20 protein-coding genes are annotated in these 18,889 nt (G+C 72.3%); 10 read left to right on the plus strand and 10 right to left on the minus strand.

The annotated features are described in order from the left end of the window. Window positions 1-19 precede the first annotated feature (19 nt). Window positions 20-1,783 carry a biotin carboxylase N-terminal domain-containing protein gene (locus OG737_RS18975; protein ID WP_328927310.1) on the minus strand — a complete coding sequence of 588 codons (1,764 nt, stop codon included), beginning with the start codon at window positions 1,781-1,783 and terminating at the stop codon, window positions 20-22. 375 nt (window positions 1,784-2,158) lie between these two features. On the opposite strand from OG737_RS18975, the gene OG737_RS18980 reads away from it, so the two are divergent. Beyond that, window positions 2,159-2,659 (plus strand): hypothetical protein, encoded by a 501-nt coding sequence (locus tag OG737_RS18980; protein WP_328927311.1) that lies wholly within the window; start codon window positions 2,159-2,161, stop codon window positions 2,657-2,659. On the opposite strand, the gene OG737_RS18985 is transcribed toward OG737_RS18980, so the two are convergent. The 4 genes from OG737_RS18985 to OG737_RS19000 all read right to left on the minus strand — a co-directional run bounded on the left by OG737_RS18985 (window position 2,640) and on the right by OG737_RS19000 (window position 5,370). After that, window positions 2,640-3,254 carry a nucleoside triphosphate pyrophosphatase gene (locus OG737_RS18985; RefSeq protein WP_328927312.1) on the minus strand — a complete coding sequence of 205 codons (615 nt, stop codon included), beginning with the start codon at window positions 3,252-3,254 and terminating at the stop codon, window positions 2,640-2,642. The two genes, OG737_RS18980 and OG737_RS18985, sit on opposite strands and share 20 nt — an antisense overlap. Before the next feature lie 41 nt (window positions 3,255-3,295). Then, window positions 3,296-3,442, minus strand: a complete 147-nt coding sequence (mmpB, locus tag OG737_RS18990; RefSeq protein WP_328927313.1) for a morphogenic membrane protein MmpB — start codon at window positions 3,440-3,442, stop codon at window positions 3,296-3,298. A gap of 110 nt (window positions 3,443-3,552) precedes the next feature. Continuing rightward, window positions 3,553-3,762, minus strand: a complete 210-nt coding sequence (locus tag OG737_RS18995; protein WP_328927314.1) for an acyl-CoA carboxylase epsilon subunit — start codon at window positions 3,760-3,762, stop codon at window positions 3,553-3,555. 12 nt (window positions 3,763-3,774) lie between these two features. After that, window positions 3,775-5,370 carry an acyl-CoA carboxylase subunit beta gene (locus OG737_RS19000; protein WP_328927315.1) on the minus strand — a complete coding sequence of 532 codons (1,596 nt, stop codon included), beginning with the start codon at window positions 5,368-5,370 and terminating at the stop codon, window positions 3,775-3,777. Between the two features lie 131 nt (window positions 5,371-5,501). Between OG737_RS19000 and OG737_RS19005 the strand changes: the two genes are divergently transcribed. The 5 genes from OG737_RS19005 to hutH all read left to right on the plus strand — a co-directional run bounded on the left by OG737_RS19005 (window position 5,502) and on the right by hutH (window position 11,406). Continuing rightward, the gene (locus tag OG737_RS19005) at window positions 5,502-6,368 is read left to right on the plus strand and encodes a biotin--[acetyl-CoA-carboxylase] ligase (protein ID WP_328927316.1); all 867 of its coding nucleotides are present in this window, start codon (window positions 5,502-5,504) and stop codon (window positions 6,366-6,368) included. A gap of 151 nt (window positions 6,369-6,519) precedes the next feature. Continuing rightward, entirely contained in the window at window positions 6,520-7,674 is a 1,155-nt protein-coding gene (locus OG737_RS19010; protein WP_405678826.1) for an adenylate/guanylate cyclase domain-containing protein, read from the plus strand. A gap of 23 nt (window positions 7,675-7,697) precedes the next feature. Further along, window positions 7,698-8,489 carry an enoyl-CoA hydratase-related protein gene (locus tag OG737_RS19015; protein ID WP_328927317.1) on the plus strand — a complete coding sequence of 264 codons (792 nt, stop codon included), beginning with the start codon at window positions 7,698-7,700 and terminating at the stop codon, window positions 8,487-8,489. 141 nt (window positions 8,490-8,630) lie between these two features. Further along, window positions 8,631-9,746, plus strand: a complete 1,116-nt coding sequence (locus tag OG737_RS19020; RefSeq protein WP_328927318.1) for a GGDEF domain-containing protein — start codon at window positions 8,631-8,633, stop codon at window positions 9,744-9,746. A gap of 118 nt (window positions 9,747-9,864) precedes the next feature. Next, complete coding sequence (hutH, locus tag OG737_RS19025) at window positions 9,865-11,406, plus strand: histidine ammonia-lyase (protein ID WP_405922433.1); 1,542 nt, start codon at window positions 9,865-9,867, stop codon at window positions 11,404-11,406. 55 nt (window positions 11,407-11,461) lie between these two features. On the opposite strand, the gene OG737_RS19030 is transcribed toward hutH, so the two are convergent. After that, the gene (locus OG737_RS19030; protein ID WP_328927319.1) at window positions 11,462-11,794 is read right to left on the minus strand and encodes an LPXTG cell wall anchor domain-containing protein; all 333 of its coding nucleotides are present in this window, start codon (window positions 11,792-11,794) and stop codon (window positions 11,462-11,464) included. A 146-nt stretch (window positions 11,795-11,940) separates the two neighbouring features. On the opposite strand from OG737_RS19030, the gene OG737_RS19035 reads away from it, so the two are divergent. From OG737_RS19035 to OG737_RS19045, 3 genes are all read left to right on the plus strand, one after another. Further along, the gene (locus OG737_RS19035) at window positions 11,941-12,243 is read left to right on the plus strand and encodes a hypothetical protein (protein WP_328927320.1); all 303 of its coding nucleotides are present in this window, start codon (window positions 11,941-11,943) and stop codon (window positions 12,241-12,243) included. A gap of 132 nt (window positions 12,244-12,375) precedes the next feature. Further along, on the plus strand, window positions 12,376-13,644 hold the full coding sequence (locus tag OG737_RS19040; protein ID WP_405921780.1) for an Ig-like domain-containing protein: 1,269 nt from the start codon (window positions 12,376-12,378) through the stop codon (window positions 13,642-13,644). A 151-nt stretch (window positions 13,645-13,795) separates the two neighbouring features. Then, complete coding sequence (locus OG737_RS19045) at window positions 13,796-14,761, plus strand: GNAT family N-acetyltransferase (RefSeq protein ID WP_328927322.1); 966 nt, start codon at window positions 13,796-13,798, stop codon at window positions 14,759-14,761. Here the strand turns inward: OG737_RS19045 and OG737_RS19050 are convergent. Continuing rightward, the gene (locus tag OG737_RS19050; protein ID WP_328927323.1) at window positions 14,751-15,662 is read right to left on the minus strand and encodes a helix-turn-helix transcriptional regulator; all 912 of its coding nucleotides are present in this window, start codon (window positions 15,660-15,662) and stop codon (window positions 14,751-14,753) included. The two genes, OG737_RS19045 and OG737_RS19050, sit on opposite strands and share 11 nt — an antisense overlap. Window positions 15,663-15,851: 189 nt before the next feature. Between OG737_RS19050 and OG737_RS19055 the strand changes: the two genes are divergently transcribed. Beyond that, window positions 15,852-16,898, plus strand: a complete 1,047-nt coding sequence (locus OG737_RS19055) for an NAD(P)-dependent alcohol dehydrogenase (RefSeq protein WP_328927324.1) — start codon at window positions 15,852-15,854, stop codon at window positions 16,896-16,898. Here the strand turns inward: OG737_RS19055 and OG737_RS19060 are convergent. The 3 genes from OG737_RS19060 to OG737_RS19070 all read right to left on the minus strand — a co-directional run bounded on the left by OG737_RS19060 (window position 16,865) and on the right by OG737_RS19070 (window position 18,799). Then, window positions 16,865-17,242, minus strand: a complete 378-nt coding sequence (locus OG737_RS19060; RefSeq protein WP_328927325.1) for a MerR family transcriptional regulator — start codon at window positions 17,240-17,242, stop codon at window positions 16,865-16,867. The two genes, OG737_RS19055 and OG737_RS19060, sit on opposite strands and share 34 nt — an antisense overlap. Before the next feature lie 25 nt (window positions 17,243-17,267). Next, entirely contained in the window at window positions 17,268-18,035 is a 768-nt protein-coding gene (locus OG737_RS19065) for an SDR family oxidoreductase (RefSeq protein ID WP_328927326.1), read from the minus strand. A 410-nt stretch (window positions 18,036-18,445) separates the two neighbouring features. Beyond that, window positions 18,446-18,799 (minus strand): DUF6247 family protein, encoded by a 354-nt coding sequence (locus OG737_RS19070; protein ID WP_405922434.1) that lies wholly within the window; start codon window positions 18,797-18,799, stop codon window positions 18,446-18,448. Window positions 18,800-18,889 lie beyond the last annotated feature (90 nt).

Consider the following 18,889-nt stretch of genomic DNA (forward strand, 5'->3'; position numbering starts at 1 on the left):
GTCGTGCGGGCCGCGGACGTCAGTCCTTGATCTCGCAGATCGTCGCGCCAGAGGTGAGCGAGGCGCCGACCTCGGCCGTGAGGCCGACGATGGTGCCGGAGCGGTGCGCGTTGAGCGGCTGCTCCATCTTCATGGCTTCGAGTACGACGACCAGTTCGCCCTCGGTGACCTGCTGGCCCTCCTCGACCGCGACCTTGACGATCGTGCCCTGCATCGGGGAGGCGAGGGTGTCGCCGGAGGCGGCCGGGCCGGACTTCTTGGCCGCGCGCCGCTTGGGCTTGGCACCGCCTGCCGCCGCCGTACGGGCCAGGGTCATGCCCAGGGACGACGGGAGCGAGACCTCCAGGCGCTTGCCGCCGACCTCGACGACCACCGTCTCGCGGCCCGGCTCGTCCTCGGTGTCCTCCGCGGCCGGAGCCGCGAACGCCGGGATCTCGTTGACGAACTCGGTCTCGATCCAGCGGGTGTAGACCGTGAACGGGCTGCCGTCCGTCGGGGCGAAGGCGGGGTCCGTGACGACCGCGCGGTGGAACGGGATGGCCGTGGCCATGCCCTCCACCTCGAACTCGGCCAGCGCACGCGCGGCGCGCTGCAGGGCCTGCTCGCGGGTGGCACCCGTGACGATCAGCTTGGCGAGCAGCGAGTCCCAGGCCGGGCCGATGACCGAGCCGGACTCGACGCCCGTGTCGAGGCGGACGCCCGGACCCGTCGGGGCGGCGAACTTCGTCACCGTGCCGGGGGCCGGGAGGAAGCCGCGGCCCGGGTCCTCGCCGTTGATGCGGAACTCGAACGAGTGACCGCGCAGGACCGGGTCCCCGTAGCCGAGCTCCTCGCCGTCGGCGATGCGGAACATCTCGCGCACCAGGTCGATGCCGGCGACCTCTTCGGTGACCGGGTGCTCGACCTGGAGGCGGGTGTTGACCTCCAGGAAGGAGATCAGGCCGTCCGCGGAGACCAGGAACTCGACCGTGCCGGCGCCGACGTAGCCGGCTTCCTTCAGGATCGCCTTCGAGGCGGCGTACAGCTCGGCGTTCTGCGCCTCGGACAGGAACGGCGCGGGAGCCTCCTCCACCAGCTTCTGGTGGCGGCGCTGCAGCGAGCAGTCACGGGTGGAGACGACGACGACGTTGCCGTGGCTGTCGGCGAGGCACTGGGTCTCGACGTGGCGGGGCTTGTCGAGGTAGCGCTCGACGAAGCACTCGCCGCGGCCGAAGGCGGCGACGGCCTCACGGACGGCGGAGTCGTAGAGCTCCGGCACCTCTTCGAGGCTGCGGGCGACCTTGAGGCCGCGGCCGCCACCGCCGAAGGCCGCCTTGATGGCGATCGGCAGGCCGTGCTCCTTGGCGAACGCGATGACCTCGTCGGCCCCGGAGACCGGGTCCGGCGTACCGGCGACCAGCGGCGCACCGGCGCGCTGGGCGATGTGACGGGCGGCGACCTTGTCACCCAGATCGCGGATGGCCTGCGGCGGCGGGCCGATCCAGGTCAGGCCCGCGTCGATGACGGCCTGCGCGAAGTCGGCGTTCTCGGACAGGAACCCGTATCCGGGATGGATGGCGTCCGCGCCGGAATCGGCTGCGGCCTGGAGGACCTTGGAGATGTCCAGGTAGCTGGCGGCCGGGGTGTCACCGCCCAACGCGAAAGCTTCGTCGGCCGCGCGGACGTGCAGAGCGTCCCGGTCCGGATCGGCGTAGACGGCTACGCTCGCGATCCCGGCGTCCCGGCAGGCCCGAGCAACGCGGACAGCGATTTCGCCACGGTTGGCGATGAGCACCTTGCGCACGATGGCTCCCTCCTTGAAACAAGCTGAGTTTAGGGACAGTCCACACGGCCTTTCGACCCTTCCCCGGTGGTGACCTTGCCCACACAGAGTGTGATTCGAGGCTCTCTCCACCAGGGAACCCTTATGGCGCCCCAAGTCAGGGGGATCCCCGACTGCACAGTAACCCCGTCATGTAGCCAAGGTCTCTGTCTTGCCGGTCAGCCGCCCCGGGTGATTCTTTGTCGAGTCCCTACGAACGGCCCACGTTTTCTTTGCTTGATCGCCGCGCCGGGGCCCTCCCGTAACGAAGCGGCCCGGACCCCTTGTCCGCACGTTTACCCGTTAGTAGCCTCCAGGCGTCGAACAGGCTTGGGACGCGTGAGGGGTGGGGACGTCGTGCTGCGCAGACTCGTGGCCGGACTGGCCGCGATCGCACTTGCCGCGGAAGCGGCCGTGCTCGTGCTCGTCCACATCGTGCTGGGGACGACCACCGCGAACCAGTCGATGTCGATCGCGGGCAGCGATCCGGATGTCATGTCCAAGGCAACCTACGCCCTCGGGGCGGGTATGGGCGCCTTCCTCCTGCTGTGCGCCGTGCTCGCCGCCGTCGCGGCCGTCCGCGACAGGGCGCCCGGCGCCTTCGCCCACGTCGTGCTCGTCACCGCGGCCGTCACCCACGGGGTGCTCGGCATCCTCGCCGTCGTCCTGGTCGGCTGGGGCGCCTTCGCGGTGACGACGCTGATCCTGTGTCTCCTCGTACTGACCCTGATGCTCTACGCCGCCCCGCCCGAGTCCGCCTCCGCCGGATCCGCCGCCTCCGCGGCCGGATCCGGGCCGGGGGACGGCGTTCAGGACACCCCGCCGCCGGTCGGGGGACTCAAGCCCACAAATCCGTGATGGATACACCCAGTTCGCCCAGCAGGGAGCGCAGCAGCGGCAGCGACAGCCCGATCACGTTGCCGGGATCCCCGTCGATGCCCTCGATGAACGGCGCCGACAGCCCGTCCAGGGTGAACGCCCCCGCCACGTGCAGCGGCTCGCCGCTCGCCACGTACGCCGCGACCTCGGCGTCCGTCGGCTCGCCGAACCGGACCGTCGTGGAGGCCGTCGCCGACACCTGACGGCCGGTCGTCGTGTCGATCACGCAGTGGCCCGTACGCAGGATTCCGGACCGCCCGCGCATCGCCTTCCAGCGCGCGATGGCCTCCTCGGCGTCCGCCGGCTTGCCCAGCGCCTCGCCGTCCAGCTCCAGCACGGAGTCGCAGCCGATCACCAGCGCGCCCGAGGCCTCGCCCAGGGCCGCCACGACCGCCGCCTTCGCCTCGGCCAGCGCCAGCGCCAGCTCGGCCGGCTCGTCGTGGTCCAGCGCGTCCTCGTCGAAGCCGCTGACGATCACGTGCGGGGCGAGCCCTGCCTGCCGCAGCAGGTTCAGCCGGGCGGGGGAGGCGGAGGCGAGGACGAGCGAGCGCGGTTCGACAGTCATGGTGGCCATCGTAGGGGCGCTGCGGGGTACCCCTAGAAGTGGTCGGCCGACTAGAAGTGGTCGGCTAAGTGGTCCACGCCGAGTACGTAGACCACGACGAGCATGGCCAGCGCCAGCACCACCGTCAGCCGCCGGACCATCGCCTGCGCGTCGCGCATGTCCTTCGGCGGCTCGTTCTTGGGATCGGACCAGAGCATGCTCCGATCCTGTCCCCGGGACGGCAGCGGCGCCTGAGTACCCGTACTCAGGCGCCACCGCCCGTTCACACCATCTTCGCCACGGCCGTGGTCCGGCCGGGCCGGCCGGACTAACCGGGCCAGTACGTACGGCCCCACGCCCGCGGCCCCGGCTGCGGCAGCCGGTGCCGTGCCACCCGGGCGGGCGCCGCCCACTCGTCCGCCGCCCGCGGCGCGCCCGACGGCGCCGATGCCAGCGCCGCCGCGCGCGCTTGGACCACCGCCAGTGCGGCGGCCAGCTCCTCCGGGGTCGGGTTTCCCTTGACGACCTTGATCACCACAGGACTGACCTCCTAGAGGGGGATGTTGCCGTGCTTCTTCGGCGGCAGGGACTCCCGCTTGGTGCGGAGCTGGCGCAGCCCCTTCACCACGTGCGCCCGCGTCTCCGACGGCATGGTCACCGCGTCGATGTAACCGCGCTCGGCGGCCGTGTACGGGTTGAGCAGCGTGTCCTCGTACTCGGCGATGAGCCGCGCACGGGTCTCCTCGGCGTTGCCCGCCTCCTCGGCCTCGGCGATCGCGCGGCGGTGCAGGATGTTGACCGCGCCCTGCGCGCCCATGACGGCGATCTGCGCCGTCGGCCAGGCCAGGTTGAGGTCCGCGCCCAGGTGCTTGGAGCCCATGACGTCGTACGCGCCGCCGAAGGCCTTGCGGGTGATGACGGTGATCAGGGGGACGGTGGCCTCGGCGTACGCGTAGATCAGCTTCGCGCCGCGCCGGATGATTCCGTTGTACTCCTGGTCGGTGCCCGGCAGGAAGCCCGGCACGTCCACGAACGTCAGCACCGGGATGTTGAAGGCGTCGCACGTCCGGACGAACCGCGCCGCCTTCTCGGAGGCGTCGATGTCCAGGCAGCCGGCGAACTGCATCGGCTGGTTGGCGACGACACCCACCGGGTGGCCCTCGACCCGGCCGAAGCCGGTCAGGATGTTCGGCGCGAAGAGCGACTGCGTCTCCAGGAACTCCGCGTCGTCGAGCACGTGCTCGATCACGGTGTGCATGTCGTACGGCTGGTTCGCGCTGTCCGGGATCAGTACGTCGAGCTCGCGGTCGGCGTCGGAGGCCTCGGTGTCCGCCTCCTCCGGGAACGCGGGCGGCTCGGAGAGGTTGTTCGACGGCAGGTACGAGAGCAGCGACTTCACGTACTCGATGGCGTCCTTCTCGTCGCCCGCCATGTGGTGCGCGACGCCGGACGTGCTGTTGTGCGTCCGGGCCCCGCCCAGCTCCTCGAAGCCCACGTCCTCGCCGGTGACCGTCTTGATGACGTCCGGGCCGGTGATGAACATGTGCGAGGTCTGGTCGACCATGACCGTGAAGTCGGTGATGGCGGGGGAGTAGACGGCGCCGCCCGCGCAGGGCCCCACGACGAGGCTGATCTGCGGGATGACTCCGGAGGCGTGGACGTTGCGGCGGAAGATCTCCCCGTACATGCCCAGCGCGCTGACACCCTCCTGGATGCGGGCGCCGCCGGAGTCGTTGATGCCGATGACCGGGCAGCCGGTCTTCAGCGCGAAGTCCATGACCTTGATGATCTTCTGGCCGTAGACCTCGCCGAGGGCTCCGCCGAAGACGGTGAAGTCCTGCGAGAACACCGCCACCGGGCGGCCGTCCACCGTGCCGTAGCCGGTGACGACGCCGTCGCCGTAGGGGCGGGTCTTCTCCAGCCCGAAGTTGGTGGAACGGTGCCGGGCGAACTCGTCCAGCTCGACGAAGGAACCTTCGTCGAGCAGCAGGGCCACCCGCTCACGCGCCGTCAGCTTGCCCTTGGCGTGCTGCTTCTCCACGGCACGCGAGGACCCGGCGTGGGTGGCTTCGTCGATGCGGCGCTGCAGATCCGCGATCTTGCCCGCGGTGGTGTGCATGTCGATCGGCTCTGACGGTTGTGACATCGGGGTCGCGGCTCCCTGCGTGGTGTCAACGGCCTGGTCAATTGGATGACTACTGCTGGCTACTGGTGCGTAGCGTATCGGCGGGCATGGCGCTCGGCAGTGCGGCGTTTGACACACCTACATTGGCTTGCATGACGCCATCAGATGCATCAGCTGGAGCTTCCGCCGGTCGCTGGTCGAACCTGGACCGGCCGCCCCTGAACGCCGCGGCCCTGCAGCGGGCCCTCGTCACCGGGGAAGGGCTGTGGACCTCCCTGGAGGTCGTCGCCGCCACCGGGTCGACCAATTCCGATCTCGCGGCCCGGGCGGCGCAGCTGCCCGAGGGGGCCGTGCTCGTCGCCGAGGAGCAGACCGCCGGGCGCGGGCGCCTCGACCGCAGCTGGGTCGCGCCGGCCCGGTCCGGGCTGTTCTTCTCCGTCCTGCTCAAGCCGGGCGGCGCCGTGCCGCAGGAGCGGTGGGGGTGGCTGACCCTGCTGGCCGGGGTGGCCACCGCGACCGGGCTCTCGCGGGCGGCGGGCGTGGACACCGCCCTCAAGTGGCCCAACGACCTGCTGGTCACCGTGGACGGGGAGGAGCGCAAGACCGGCGGGATCCTCGCCGAGCGGGTCGACGACGGCGTGGTCATCGGGATCGGGCTCAACGTCAGCCTCACCGAGGACGAGCTGCCGGTGCCGACCGCCGGGTCCCTCGCGCTGGCCAAGGCGTCCGTGACCGACCGGGACCCGCTGCTGAGGGCCGTGCTCCGCTCCCTGGAGCAGTGGTACGGGAACTGGCGCGCGGCCGGCGGCGACCCCGCCTCCAGCGGCCTCCAGGAGACCTACGCGGCGGGCTGCGCGACCCTGGGCCGTCACGTCCGCGCGGAGCTGCCCGGGGGCCGCACGCTCACCGGAACGGCCGAAGCGGTCGATACCGACGGCCGCCTGGTGGTCCGTACGGCCGAGGGAGCGCACGAAGCGGTGGGAGCCGGGGACGTCGTCCACCTGCGGTCGGTGCACTGAGGGCCGGCCGGACCCGGACGGAGCGAGCCGCAAAACGGGGAGGGGGAGTGAGCTACGGCACACCTGCCGTATGGTTTAGGCGATCCCGGTACTCGTGGTGATCACCCGGTTCGGCAGGGCAGTGCGCACGGAAATGGACAGGAGGCGGCCCTTGACCGTCGACGACTCTACGTCCAGCGCGTCGGCCCCAGGGCCCACGGGTCCTGGTACGCCGATCGGGCGTGACCAGCACACCCCGCTGCACGAGGTGGACCACACGGCCCATCCGACGGCGGACCCCCTCGCGATCAGGCTCGAACAGCTGATCCTGGGCGCCGAGCGCCGGTACACCCCCTTCCAGGCCGCCCGCAGTGCCGGCGTCTCGATGGAGCTCGCCTCCCGCTTCTGGCGGGCCATGGGCTTCGCGGACATCGGCCAGGCCAAGGCCCTGACGGAAGCGGACGTACTGGCGCTGCGCCGGCTCGCGGGCCTGGTCGAGGCCGGGCTGCTGTCCGAGCCGATGGCGGTGCAGGTGGCGCGGTCCACCGGGCAGACCACGGCACGCCTCGCGGAGTGGCAGATCGACTCGTTCCTGGAGGGGCTGACGGAGCCGCCGGAGCCGGGGATGACCCGTACGGAGGTCACGTACCCCCTCGTCGAGCTGCTCCTGCCCGAGCTGGAGGAGTTCCTCGTCTACGTGTGGCGCCGCCAGCTGGCGGCCGCCACCGGGCGTGTCGTGCAGGTGGCGGACGACGAGGAGATGGTCGACCGGCGGCTCGCGGTGGGCTTCGCCGACCTGGTGGGATTCACCCGTCTGACGCGGCGGCTGGAGGAGGAGGAGCTCGGCGAGCTGGTCGAGTCCTTCGAGACGACGTCGGCGGACCTGGTGGCGGCGCACGGCGGCCGGCTGATCAAGACGCTCGGCGACGAGGTGCTGTACTGCGCCGACGACGCGGCGACGGCGGCGGAGATCGCGCTGCGGCTCATCGAGACGATGGAGGCCGATCCGCAGATGCCCGAGCTGCGGGTCGGGATCGCCTTCGGCACGGTGACGACCCGGATGGGCGACGTCTTCGGGACCACGGTGAACCTGGCGAGCCGGCTGACGTCTATAGCCCCCAAGGACGCGGTGCTGGTGGACGGGGCGATGGCCGAGGAGCTGGGCCGGACCGGGGCGGCACCCGTCTCCGAGAAGGAGGCCGAGTCGGAGGAGGGCGGCGGCGGGTACCGCTTCGCGCTCCAGCCGATGTGGCAGCGTCCGGTGCGCGGGCTGGGCGTCGTGGAGCCCTGGTCGCTGACCAGGCGGAAGCCTAAGATCCCCGGGTAACGTTCGTTAACCGGGAGGGTCCTGTGGCTGTGGAGTCTGAGTTCGTGGCGGTACGTCGGCACGATGGCGGGGTCGCGGAGCTGGTCCTGGACCGGCCCAAGGCGATGAACGCGGTGTCCACGCAGATGGCCCGCGCCATCGGGGCGGCCTGCGCCGAGCTCGCCGCGGACGCGTCCGTACGGGTGGTCGTGCTCACCTCGACCGCGGAGCGGGCGTTCTGCGTGGGGGCGGACCTCAAGGAGCGCAACTCCCTGTCGGACGCCGAGCTGGTGCGGCAGCGGCCGACCACGCGCGGGGCGTACGGGGGCGTACTGGAGCTGCCGATGCCGACGATCGCCGCCGTGCACGGCTTCGCGCTGGGTGGCGGCTTCGAGCTGGCCCTGGCCTGCGACGTGATCGTCGCCGACGAGACCGCGGTGGTCGGCCTGCCCGAGGTGTCGGTGGGCGTGATCCCCGGCGGCGGGGGTACGCAGCTGCTGCCGCGCCGGGTCGGTGCGGCGCGGGCCGCCGAGCTGATCTTCACGGCGCGCCGGGTGGAGGCGGCCGAGGCGCTGTCCCTGGGCCTGGTGGACTCGGTGGTCCCGGCGGGCACGGACACGGCCGAGGCCCTCGACCTGGCCGGCCGGATGGCGGCGAACTCCCCCGTCGGGCTGCGGGCCGCCAAGCGGGCGCTGCGGCTGGGGCACGGGATGGACCTGGCGGCCGGTCTGGAGATCGAGGACGCGGCCTGGCGGACGGTGGCCTTCTCGGGCGACCGGGCCGAGGGCGTGGCGGCGTTCAACGAGAAGCGCAAGCCGAACTGGCCCGGGCAGTAGCCCTTCGGGGACGCCGCGCGGTCGTCGCGTCGCCATCGCACCGCCTTCGCGTCGCCGCCACCGTCACCGCTAGTGATCCTGTCGCCACCGAAAGTCGCGCCACCTATCACTAAATCGGGCAAAACTCCCTAACCTGGTGTGATGGGAGTCGACGGGCGGCTGCGAGCCGTGGTGAGCCTCGCGCAGGCGATGGCCGCCGCGTGCGCGCCGCGGGACAGTGTGCGGGCGGCTGCGCGGGGCGCGCGGGTGGCCCTGGACGGCTCCTTCGCCGCGATCTCCGCGTGGGAGCGCGAGCGGGGGCGCCTGCGCGTGCTCGTGAACGAGGGGGAGCGGCGGACCGGCGAGGAGGAGTTCCCCGAGGACGAGTCCTATCCCGTCCACGACTTCCCCGAGGTCACCGAGTTCCTGCACGAGCGCTGGGTGGGCGGCGGCGGCCCGCACGCCTGGGTCGAGAGCGCCGTCGGCGACCGGTCGGGCCACCGCGGCGAGGCCCTGCGCCGGCGCGGGCGCGGGACCTGCGTGGTCGCGCCCATCGTGCTCAGCGGGCGGGCCTGGGGTGAGCTGTACGTGGCCCGGGACGAGGGGCTGCCCGACTTCGACGAGGACGACGCCGAGTTCGCGACCGTGCTCGCCGCCGTGGTCGCCGCCGGGCTCGCGCAGAACGAGCGGCTGGCCGAGGCCCGGCGCCTGGCCTTCACCGATCCGCTCACCGGCCTCGCCAACCGGCGGGCGGTCGACATGCGGCTCGACGAGGCCCTGGAGGAGCACCGGCGGACGGGGGTCGTGGTCAGCCTCGTGGTCTGCGACCTGAACGGGCTGAAGAAGGTCAACGACACCCAGGGCCACGCCATGGGCGACCGGCTGCTGGAGCGGTTCGGGTCGGTGCTGAGCCTGTGCGGGGCGATGCTGCCCGGCGCGCTGGTAGCGCGCCTCGGCGGCGACGAGTTCTGCCTGGTCGGGGTGGGTCCCACGGCGGACGAGGTGGTGCGGGTCACCGAGGAGCTGTGCACCCGGGCCGCCGAGCTGGAACTGGGCGAGGGCGTGGCCTGCGGGGTGGCCTCCACCGGGGACCCGATCGGGCTGGTCAAGTCCTCCCGGCGGCTGTTCCGCCTCGCCGACGCGGCCCAGTACAAGGCGAAGGCCGCCCGTTCGGCCAAGCCGGTGGTAGCGGGGCGGGACACCGCGGTGGTCCGCCTCGCCGACGCGGCCGCCCAGGAGGCTCCGGGGGAGCGGCGCCGCTTCCGAGGGCGTCCATGACCGCCCCCCGGCGCGTGGCCGGCCGGGGCCGACGGTAAGGGGTCCTCGTACTGCGCGATCGTGACAGTTCTAGCTAGTGACATGTAGCGATTCAATCCGTAGGGTGCTGAATATGGATATGCACACTGTCGTGGTGGGGACGTCCGGGACCACCGCTGAGGACGTCATCGCCGTCGCCCGCGGCAACGCCCGGGTCGAACTGTCCGGCGAGGCCCTCGACGCGCTCGCCCGCGCCCGGGAGATCGTCGACGCGCTCGCCGCCAAGCCCGAGCCCGTCTACGGGGTGTCCACCGGATTCGGCGCCCTCGCCTCCCGGCACATCAGCCCCGAGCTGCGCGCCCAGCTCCAGCGCAACATCGTCCGCTCGCACGCCGCGGGCATGGGTCCGCGCGTGGAACGCGAGGTCGTCCGCGCGCTGATGTTCCTCCGGCTCAAGACCGTCGCCTCCGGGCACACCGGCGTACGGCCCTCCGTCGCCCAGACCATGGTCGACGTGCTCAACGCCGGGATCACCCCCGTCGTCCACGAGTACGGCTCCCTCGGCTGCTCCGGCGACCTCGCACCGCTGTCCCACTGCGCGCTCGCGCTCATGGGCGAGGGCGACGCCGAGGGCCCGGACGGAACCGTCCGCCCCGCCGGGGAGCTGCTCGCCGAGGCCGGCATCGAGCCCGTCGAGCTCCGCGAGAAGGAGGGCCTGGCCCTCCTCAACGGCACCGACGGCATGCTCGGCATGCTGGTCATGGCCCTCGCCGACCTCGGCAAGCTCTACACCGCCGCCGACATCACCGCCGCGCTGACGCTGGAGGCGCTGCTCGGTACGGAGAAGGTGCTCCAGCCCGAGCTGCACGCCATCCGCCCGCACCCGGGGCAGGGCGCCTCCGCCGCGAACATGGCCGCCGTCCTGAAGGACTCCGGGCTCGTCCGCCACTACCAGGAGGAGACCGCCCCGCGCGTGCAGGACGCCTACTCCGTGCGCTGCGCCCCGCAGGTCGCCGGCGCGGGCCGCGACACCATGGCGCACGCCGCCCTGGTGGCCTCCCGCGAGCTCGCCGCCGCCGTGGACAACCCGGTGGTCCTGCCCGACGGGCGCGTCGAGTCCAACGGCAACTTCCACGGGGCCCCGGTCGCGTACGTCCTGGACTTCCTGGCCATCGCGGCCGCCGACCTCGGCTCCATCGCCGAGCGGCGCACCGACCGGCTGCTCGACAAGAACCGCTCGCACGGCCTGCCGCCGTTCCTCGCGGACGACGCCGGCGTCGACTCCGGGCTGATGATCGCCCAGTACACGCAGGCCGCGCTGGTCAGCGAGATGAAGCGGCTCGCGGTGCCGGCCTCCGCCGACTCGATCCCCTCCTCCGCGATGCAGGAGGACCACGTCTCCATGGGGTGGTCGGCCGCGCGCAAGCTCCGTACCGCCGTCGACAACCTGACCCGGATCATCGCCATCGAGATGTACGCGGCGACCCGCGCCATCGAGCTGCGCCACGGTCTCACCCCCGCCCCGGCCAGCCGGGCCGCGATCGCGGCCGCCCGGGCGGCGGGCGTGCAGGGTCCCGGGCCGGACCGTTTCCTCGCCCCTGACCTGGCCGCCGCCGACGAGTTCATCCGTACGGGAGGCCTCGTCGACGCGGTGGAAGGCGTGACGGGACCGCTCGCCTGACACCGTCCGCACGCGCAGCGAAGGGCCGCCCCCGGTGGGGGCGGCCCTTCGCCGTTCACGCGGTGCGGGAGCGGCGTACGGAGAAGGCCACGAAGCCGGCGCCGACGCCGAGGAAGAGCGTGCCGCCCAGGAGGTACGGGGTGGTGTCGGCGGAGCCGGTGTCGGCGAGCACGACGGCCGCGGGACGGGCGTCCGGCGGCGCGTCCGGCCCCGCCGCCGTCAGGTCGGCCGTCAGGGTCGTCGTCCGGTCCGTGTTCGCGGACGAGGGCGCGCCGGAGCGGCCTGGTGCCTGCTCCGGTGCGGTGGCGTTGGCCGATGGTACGAACCAGAGGGCGGCGAGGAGGGTTGTCGCTCCGAGAGCGGTGAGCAGCGGTCGACGTGCGGACACGGTGCGATCCCCCTTGTGGCAGCAGCGAATTGGCCGTGTGCGGTGATGCTACGGAAAGGGGCGGGTCGTGGGAAAGTCAGGGCTTCCGCGGGCTTACTCTCCGTCGTATGAACTCTTCAGAGACATCACGATACGTACGCCTTCGGGTGGATTTGGTACTTGAGGTGCCGGACCCGCAGGCACTGACCGGAGCCGCGCTCGCGCACATCGAGGCCGACGAGTTCATGCCGGACGAGGAGCGCGGCCACGCCGAGTCCGCCGTCAGGGAGGACGAATCGGAGGCCCTGGCCTACCTGGTCGACCCCACCGACCTGGTCCTGGAGATCCCCGGCGTGGAGCTCGCCCAGGCCTCCTGGAGCAGCGAGCCCGTCGAATACGACCCCGAGTCCATGGAGTGGGACATGGGCGAGGAAGATGGGGACTTCGACGAAGAGACCGACAACGCCTGACCGTGTGGTGGCCCACATCCCAACGGAATGTGGAACCGAACCGCTCCGTTATCGCGTTGTCATGGCGAGGCAGGGGGTGTTTCCCCCTGCCCGGCCAACCCCGGGACGGCAGCTCCGGGGGTTCCGGCAACGATGGGGTGGCGTGTGAGGACGGACAGCAAGCGGCGGAGAAGGTCCCTGGTGGCCGTATCCGCCGTGCTCGGCGGTGTACTGATGCTCTCGGCCTGCAATGACGGGGGCGGCGAACCGAAGGGCAGCGGCGACAGCAGCAAGTCCCAGGCGGATGTCGACGCGGCGGCGGCCAAGGACGCCTCCAAGGCCCGAATAACCATCACGCCGAAGGACGGCGCCACCAATGTCGGCCTCAACGACGCGACGAACGTCGCCGTCGCCGACGGCACCCTGACGCAGGTGGAGCTGAAGACCAGCGAGGGCGCGGCCGTGACGGGCAAGATCGCCGCGGACGGCAAGAGCTGGAAGCCGGACGCCGCGCTGAAGCGCTCCACGAAGTACGCCCTGTCGGCGACCGCGAAGGACGCCGACGGCAAGGAGGCGCACGAGAACGCCTCCTTCACCACCGTCTCCCCGGAGAACAGCTTCGTCGGCTCGTTCATCCCGGACGACGGCCAGACGGTCGGCGTGGGCATGCCGGTCTCGATCACCTTCAACAAGCCGATCAAGGACCAGAAGGCGGTCCAGGCGGCGATCACGGTCACCTCCAGCAGCGGCCAGGAAGTCGTCGGCCACTGGTTCGGCGCGCAGCGCCTGGACTTCCGGCCGGAGCAGTACTGGCAGGCGAACTCCACCGTCACGATGAAGCTGGCGCTGGAGGGCGTCCAGGGCGCCCCCGGCGTCCAGGGCGTCCAGAACAAGACCGTCACCTTCAAGATCGGCCGCAGCCAGGTCTCCACGGTCGACACGAAGACCAAGAAGATGACGGTCACCCGGGACGGCGCGGTCCTCAAGACCATCCCGATCTCGGCGGGCTCGCCGGAGAACCCGACCTACAACGGCCAGATGGTGATCTCCGAGAAGTTCAAGGAGACCCGGATGGACGGCTCGACCGTCGGTTTCAAGAACGACGAGGGGAAGGGCGAGTACGACATCAAGGATGTCCCGCACGCCATGCGCCTGTCCCAGTCCGGCACCTTCATCCACGGCAACTACTGGGGTGCGGACTCGGTCTTCGGCAGCGCGAACACCAGCCACGGCTGTGTCGGCCTGAACGACGCCAAGGGCGCGGGTGACCCGAACCAGCCGGCCGCCTGGTTCTTCGACAACTCGCTCATCGGCGACGTGGTCACCGTGGTGAACTCCCCGGACAAGACCATCAAGCCGGACAACGGCCTCAACGGCTGGAACATGAGCTGGGCGGAGTGGAAGGCCGGCGCGGCCTCCTGACGGAGCCCCTGACGGCACGGCGCATCCGGGCGGACGGCGGGAACCCCACGGGGTTCCCGCCGTCCGCCTTTTCGGACCGGGTCCGTGCGCGACGAGGCCACCTCACGAAAACCCCTGAGCGCGGCCGAACCGCCGGCCTAGGGTCGGGGGCATGACGATCCGATCCCTCACCCTGCCCCCGGCCGCCGCCGAAGTCGACGGCTGGCTGGGGGTACTGGCCGCCGCCGGGGCCGCCGACCTGCCGCACCTGGCGCCGCCCTCCCGGGTGGAGGTCGCCGGGCGGCTGTGCGTGGCGCCGCAACGCGGACGCGCCGCGCTGTGGGCGGCGGACGGGGGCGAGGGAGTGGCGGCCCTGCTCCTGTTCACGGACGAGGCCAACCGGCACACCGCGTACCTCGACGTGCTCGCGGTACGTCCCGAGGCGCGGCGGCGGGGGATCGGCACCGCCCTGTGGCAGCGGGTCAGGGAGGAACTGCTGGCGCAGGGGCGGACCTCCGTCGCGACGATGGTCGACCTGGGAGGCCCGGGCCAGGCGTTCGCCGAGTCGCTCGGGTTCGCATGCGTGCTGCCCATGGCCTGGTACGTGCAGGAAGTGCCGCGGCGGCAGCCGCGGCAGGCCGGGGAACCGGCCGTACCGGGATACGAACTGCGGGCCTGGCACGGACTGGTGGCCGACGAGTGGGCAGCGCCGGTGGCCACGGCCCACGGGGCGATGGAGGACGCGCCCACGGGGGACATGGACGAGAACATCGAGCCCTGGACGGCGCAGCGGCTCCACGCGGCGCAGCGGCTGATCCTTGACCGGGGCGGCGAGCTGACCACGGTCGCGGCGGTCACCGAGGCCGGCGAGGTGGCGGCGTACACGGAGCTCGTCCTGCCGGACCCGGGCGGCCCGCGGGCCCTCCAGTACGACACGGTCGTCGTCCCCGCCCACCGCGGCCACGGCCTCGGCCGCGCGGTGAAGCGGCGGATGCTGGAGCTCGCCGGGCAGCGGTATCCCGCTCTGCGGCAGATCGCCACGACGGTGGCCGACGAGAACGCACCCATGCGCGCGGTGAACGAGGCACTGGGCTACCGCCAAGAACGCGGCGCGGCGTACTTCCAGCTCAAGCTGTAGCCGCCGGATCGCGCCCCTCGGCCCCGTCCGAGGGGACGGACGGCACGGACGGGGCCGACGGGGCCGACCACGACGTCAGCAGGCGCAGCGCGTCCGCGGACGGGGAGCCCGGCGCCGCGTGGAAGGTGACCAGGGACTGCGCCGGATCGTCCGGGAGCCTCAGCGTCTCGAAGGCCAGGTGCATCTCACCCACCAGCGGATGCCGCAGCCGCTTCACCCCGTGCGTCTTGTCCGCCACCGTGTGCGCCGCCCAGAGCCGCCGGAACTCCTCGTCCTTCACCGACAACTCCCCGACCAGCGCCGACAGCTGCTCGTCGTCCGGGTTCTGGCCGGCATACATCCGCAGGTTGCTCACCACCTCGCACGCCCGGCACTCCCAGTCCGCGTACAGCTCCGCCGTCGCCGGGTCCAGGAACACCAGCCGCACCAGGTTCCGCTCCGCCGCCGGCAGCCTCCCGAAGTCCCCGAAGACCGCCGCCGCCAGCCGGTTCCAGCCGATGACGTCCTGCCGGTGCCCCACGAGGTACGCCGGTACGCCCTCCATCGCGTCCATCAGCGTCCGCAGCTCGGGCCGGACCTGCTGCGGGCGATGACTCTGGCGGCGCCTGCGCGCCTTCGGGCGGGCCAGGTGCATCAGGTGCGCCTGCTCCGAACCGTCCAGGCGCAGCGCCCGCGCGATCGCGTCGAGGACCTCCGCCGACACGTTGGTCCCGCCGCCCTGCTCCAGGCGCGTGTAGTACGCGACCGACACCCCCGCCAGTTGCGCCAGTTCCTCGCGGCGCAGCCCGGGCACACGCCGGCGGCGCCCGTAGTCGGGCAGGCCCACGTCCTCGGGGCGCAGCCGGGCACGGCGGGAGCGAAGGAACTCGCCGAGCTCGGTGCGCTGGTCAAGCTGGTCCATACGGCCAGTATCCCCGCCCGGCCGGCCGCGGCGCGGTCCTGAGCCTGACCCCGCCAAGGGTAGGTTTGCCGGTCCTAGGCTGGACAGGGGGCTGGGTGGGTTCGCGGCGGCAGCGCAGGCTGGAGTCCGCCGCCGCAGCGCACAGGGCTGCGGCGGCACACCGCCAGCGTCACCCGCCGAGGAGCACCCATGTCCGTCACCCAGGTCGCCGCCTACGCCGCCCCCGCCCCCAAGGCCCCGCTGGAGCGCATCACCGTCCCCCGCCGCGCCGTCGGCGAGCACGACGTCCTCATCGACATCAAGTACGCCGGCATCTGCCACTCCGACATCCACCAGGCCCGCGACGGCTGGGGCGAGGGCATCTACCCGATGGTCCCCGGGCACGAGATAGCCGGGGTCGTCACCCAGGTCGGCCCGGGCGTCACCAGGTTCGCGGCCGGGGACCGGGTGGGCGTCGGCTGCTTCGTCGACTCCTGCCGTGAGTGCGAGTACTGCCTGCGCGGGCAGGAGCAGTTCTGCGCCAACGGCACGACCGGCACGTACAACGCGCTCGACAAGAACGGCGAGCCCACGTACGGCGGTTACTCCACCCACCTCGTCGTCGACGAGAACTACGCCGTCCGCATCCCCGACGGCCTCGCCCTCGACGTCGCCGCCCCGCTGCTCTGCGCCGGCATCACCCTCTACTCGCCGCTGATGCACTGGCAGGCGGGCCCCGGCAAGAAGGTCGCGATCGTCGGCCTCGGCGGACTCGGTCACATGGGCGTGAAGATCGCGGCGGCCCTGGGCGCGGAAGTGACCGTCCTGTCCCAGTCCCTGCGCAAGAAGGAGGACGGTCTGAAGCTGGGCGCCTCCCACTACTACGCCACCGACGACGAGACCACCTTCGAGGAGCTGGCCGGCAGCTTCGACCTGATCCTGTCCACCGTGTCGGCGCCGCTCGGCCTGGACCGGTACCTCGCGCTGCTGAAGGTCGACGGCGCGCTGGTGAACGTCGGCGCCCCGGAGGAGCCGGTCGAGCTGAACCTCTTCTCCGTCATCGGCGGCCGCAAGACCCTCGCCGGATCGATGATCGGCGGGATCGCCGAGACCCAGGAGATGCTGGACTTCTGCGCCGAGCACGGGCTGGGCTCGGAGATCGAGCTGATCCGCGCCGAGCAGATCAACGAGGCGTACGAGCGGGTCCTGGGCAGCGACGTCCGCTACCGCTTCGTGATCGACGCCTCGACGATCTGACCGGACCGGCCCAGCGCCGTACGGAGCCGGTCGCGGGCCTCGGTCTGTGCGGCGATCCGGGCCTCCAGGACGGCGAGCCGCTCCCGGGCCACCGCCAGCCCCTTCGGGGACGGCGGCCCGGCGGCCACGTCGCCGTCCAGGCACGGCAGGAACACGTGCACGTCGGCCAGCGTGAGACCCGCCTCCAGCAGCGCCCGGATGTTGCGGACCCGTACGGCGGCCTGCTCGCCGTAGACCCGGTAGCCGTTCGGCGCCCGCTCGGAGGAGATCAGCCCGGCCTGCTCGTAGTGGCGCAGGGCGCGCGGGGTGGTCCCGGTGGCTTCGGCGAGTTCCCCGATCAGCATGGGGGCCATGGTGCCAAGGCGGGCGCTACGCCACCAACGCGCCCCCGTCGACGGGGAGTACGGCCCCGGTCACGAACGACGCCGCCGGGTCCGCGAGCCGGCACACCGCCCAGGCGACCTCCTCCGGCCGGCCCACCCGCCCCAGCGGAGTACGGGCCACCTGCCACGCCCGCACCTGCCCGGCCCGCTCGGAGCTCAGCCCCTGGTGCTCGGCGATCGGTGTGTCCACCGCGCCCGGTGCGACCGCCACGACCCGGATGCCGCGCGGCGCGAGCTCCACGGCCCAGCTGCGGGTGAGGGTGTCGAGGGCGGCCTTGCCGGCGGCGTAGAGGGAGTTGCCGGGCCAGCCGCGCTGCCCGATGGCGGTGGTGACGTTGACGACGACCCCGGCCGGGGCGGCCTCCAGGGCGGGGAGGGCGGCCTGGGTGAGGAGTACCGGCGCGACCAGATTGGTGGCCAGCTGGTCTGCGATGTCCTGGGCGGCCAGGCCGCCGAGCGGGCCGCTGCGCACGATCCCGGCGTTGTTCACGATCACGTCGAGCCTGCCGTGGGCGTCCAGGACGGCCCGGACGATCCGCTCCGGGCCGCCGGGGGCGGTCACGTCGCCGGTCAGGGGATGGATGCCGGGATGGCCTTCGGCCGCCCCGGCGAGCGGCTCGGGCCGCCGGCCCACGGCGACCACGAGGTCGCCGCCGGAGGCGAAGGCCCGGGCGGTGGCGCGGCCGATGCCGGTGCCGGCGCCGGTGACGAGGATGACGCGTGGGGTGGTGACGCTGGTGTCCGTGGTGTCCATGGAGAGAGTGGACAACCCTGCCGCCAGTGGCAAGGTCAAGCGGGGCGGGCGGGCAGTGCCCGCCGCACCCGCTGTACGAATGGGGCCAGGGAGGGCTAAGGGACGTACCACTGCTGGGTCTTGATCCCCGGAGTGCACGTGGGTGACGGCCAGCTCCTTGCCCGGGCCGTTGTCGGTCAGGCAGTTCTGGCCCGCGTAGTCCTTGATGTAATACGCGGTCCCGAGCATCGCGTGCGAGGCGGTGAGCCTGGGCCCGGCCGCGGAGCGGGCGATGCCGAAGTCGGTCACCGTGACCCGGCCGTCGGGACGGACCAGTCCCGCCAGTCGCTCGACCTCGGCCACGACATGGACGGGAATACCGCCGGCAACGTGAGCGTGATCGGGGTCGTACTCCCAGCGCCAGTCGTGGCTCACGGCCGGTGGGCGGCGAGAGCGGCGTGGGCCGTGTCGAGGATTCTGCCGATCTCGGCGGCGGCCCGCCGGGCCTGCGAGGCGTCGCCCGTAGCAGCAGTGTCCTCCCAGCGCCGCAGCTCCTCGGCGAGCCGCGGTTGGCGCTGGACGTAGACGTATGCCGCCCACTGGGCGATGAACCGCTGCAACGGGGCCAGGTCGGAGCTGTGCCGGGACTGGTCCGCCGCCAGGTCCAGCTCGCGGGTGAAAGCGGGCAGCGCCGCCGGGGAGACCTGGGCGACGGCCTGCCGCAGCGCTGTCACGGTGGACGGCGGCTGCGGGATGAGCGGCTGCCCGGCGGCGGACGTGGTCACGGTTGCTCCCATGGGCCAGATCCTGGGCCCCGCCGCCAGCGTACCCAGCTCAATGCGCGGCCCCCCACCCGAAAGGGTGAGTCAAACGGT

The sequence above is a fragment of the Streptomyces sp. NBC_00122 genome (assembly GCF_045160845.1).
Taxonomy (GTDB): domain Bacteria; phylum Actinomycetota; class Actinomycetes; order Streptomycetales; family Streptomycetaceae; genus Streptomyces.

Coding starts and splice junctions, on each gene's coding strand:
- OG737_RS18985 (WP_328927312.1), bottom strand. CDS start 3,254: ATGGCCACCATGACTGTCGAACCGCGCTCGCTCGTCCTCGCCTCCGCC.
- mmpB (WP_328927313.1), bottom strand. CDS start 3,442: ATGCTCTGGTCCGATCCCAAGAACGAGCCGCCGAAGGACATGCGCGAC.
- OG737_RS19000 (WP_328927315.1), bottom strand. CDS start 5,370: ATGTCACAACCGTCAGAGCCGATCGACATGCACACCACCGCGGGCAAG.
- OG737_RS19005 (WP_328927316.1), top strand. CDS start 5,502: ATGACGCCATCAGATGCATCAGCTGGAGCTTCCGCCGGTCGCTGGTCG.
- OG737_RS19020 (WP_328927318.1), top strand. CDS start 8,631: ATGGGAGTCGACGGGCGGCTGCGAGCCGTGGTGAGCCTCGCGCAGGCG.
- hutH (WP_405922433.1), top strand. CDS start 9,865: ATGCACACTGTCGTGGTGGGGACGTCCGGGACCACCGCTGAGGACGTC.
- OG737_RS19040 (WP_405921780.1), top strand. CDS start 12,376: ATGGGGTGGCGTGTGAGGACGGACAGCAAGCGGCGGAGAAGGTCCCTG.
- OG737_RS19045 (WP_328927322.1), top strand. CDS start 13,796: ATGACGATCCGATCCCTCACCCTGCCCCCGGCCGCCGCCGAAGTCGAC.
- OG737_RS19050 (WP_328927323.1), bottom strand. CDS start 15,662: ATGGACCAGCTTGACCAGCGCACCGAGCTCGGCGAGTTCCTTCGCTCC.
- OG737_RS19055 (WP_328927324.1), top strand. CDS start 15,852: ATGTCCGTCACCCAGGTCGCCGCCTACGCCGCCCCCGCCCCCAAGGCC.
- OG737_RS19060 (WP_328927325.1), bottom strand. CDS start 17,242: ATGCTGATCGGGGAACTCGCCGAAGCCACCGGGACCACCCCGCGCGCC.
- OG737_RS19065 (WP_328927326.1), bottom strand. CDS start 18,035: ATGGACACCACGGACACCAGCGTCACCACCCCACGCGTCATCCTCGTC.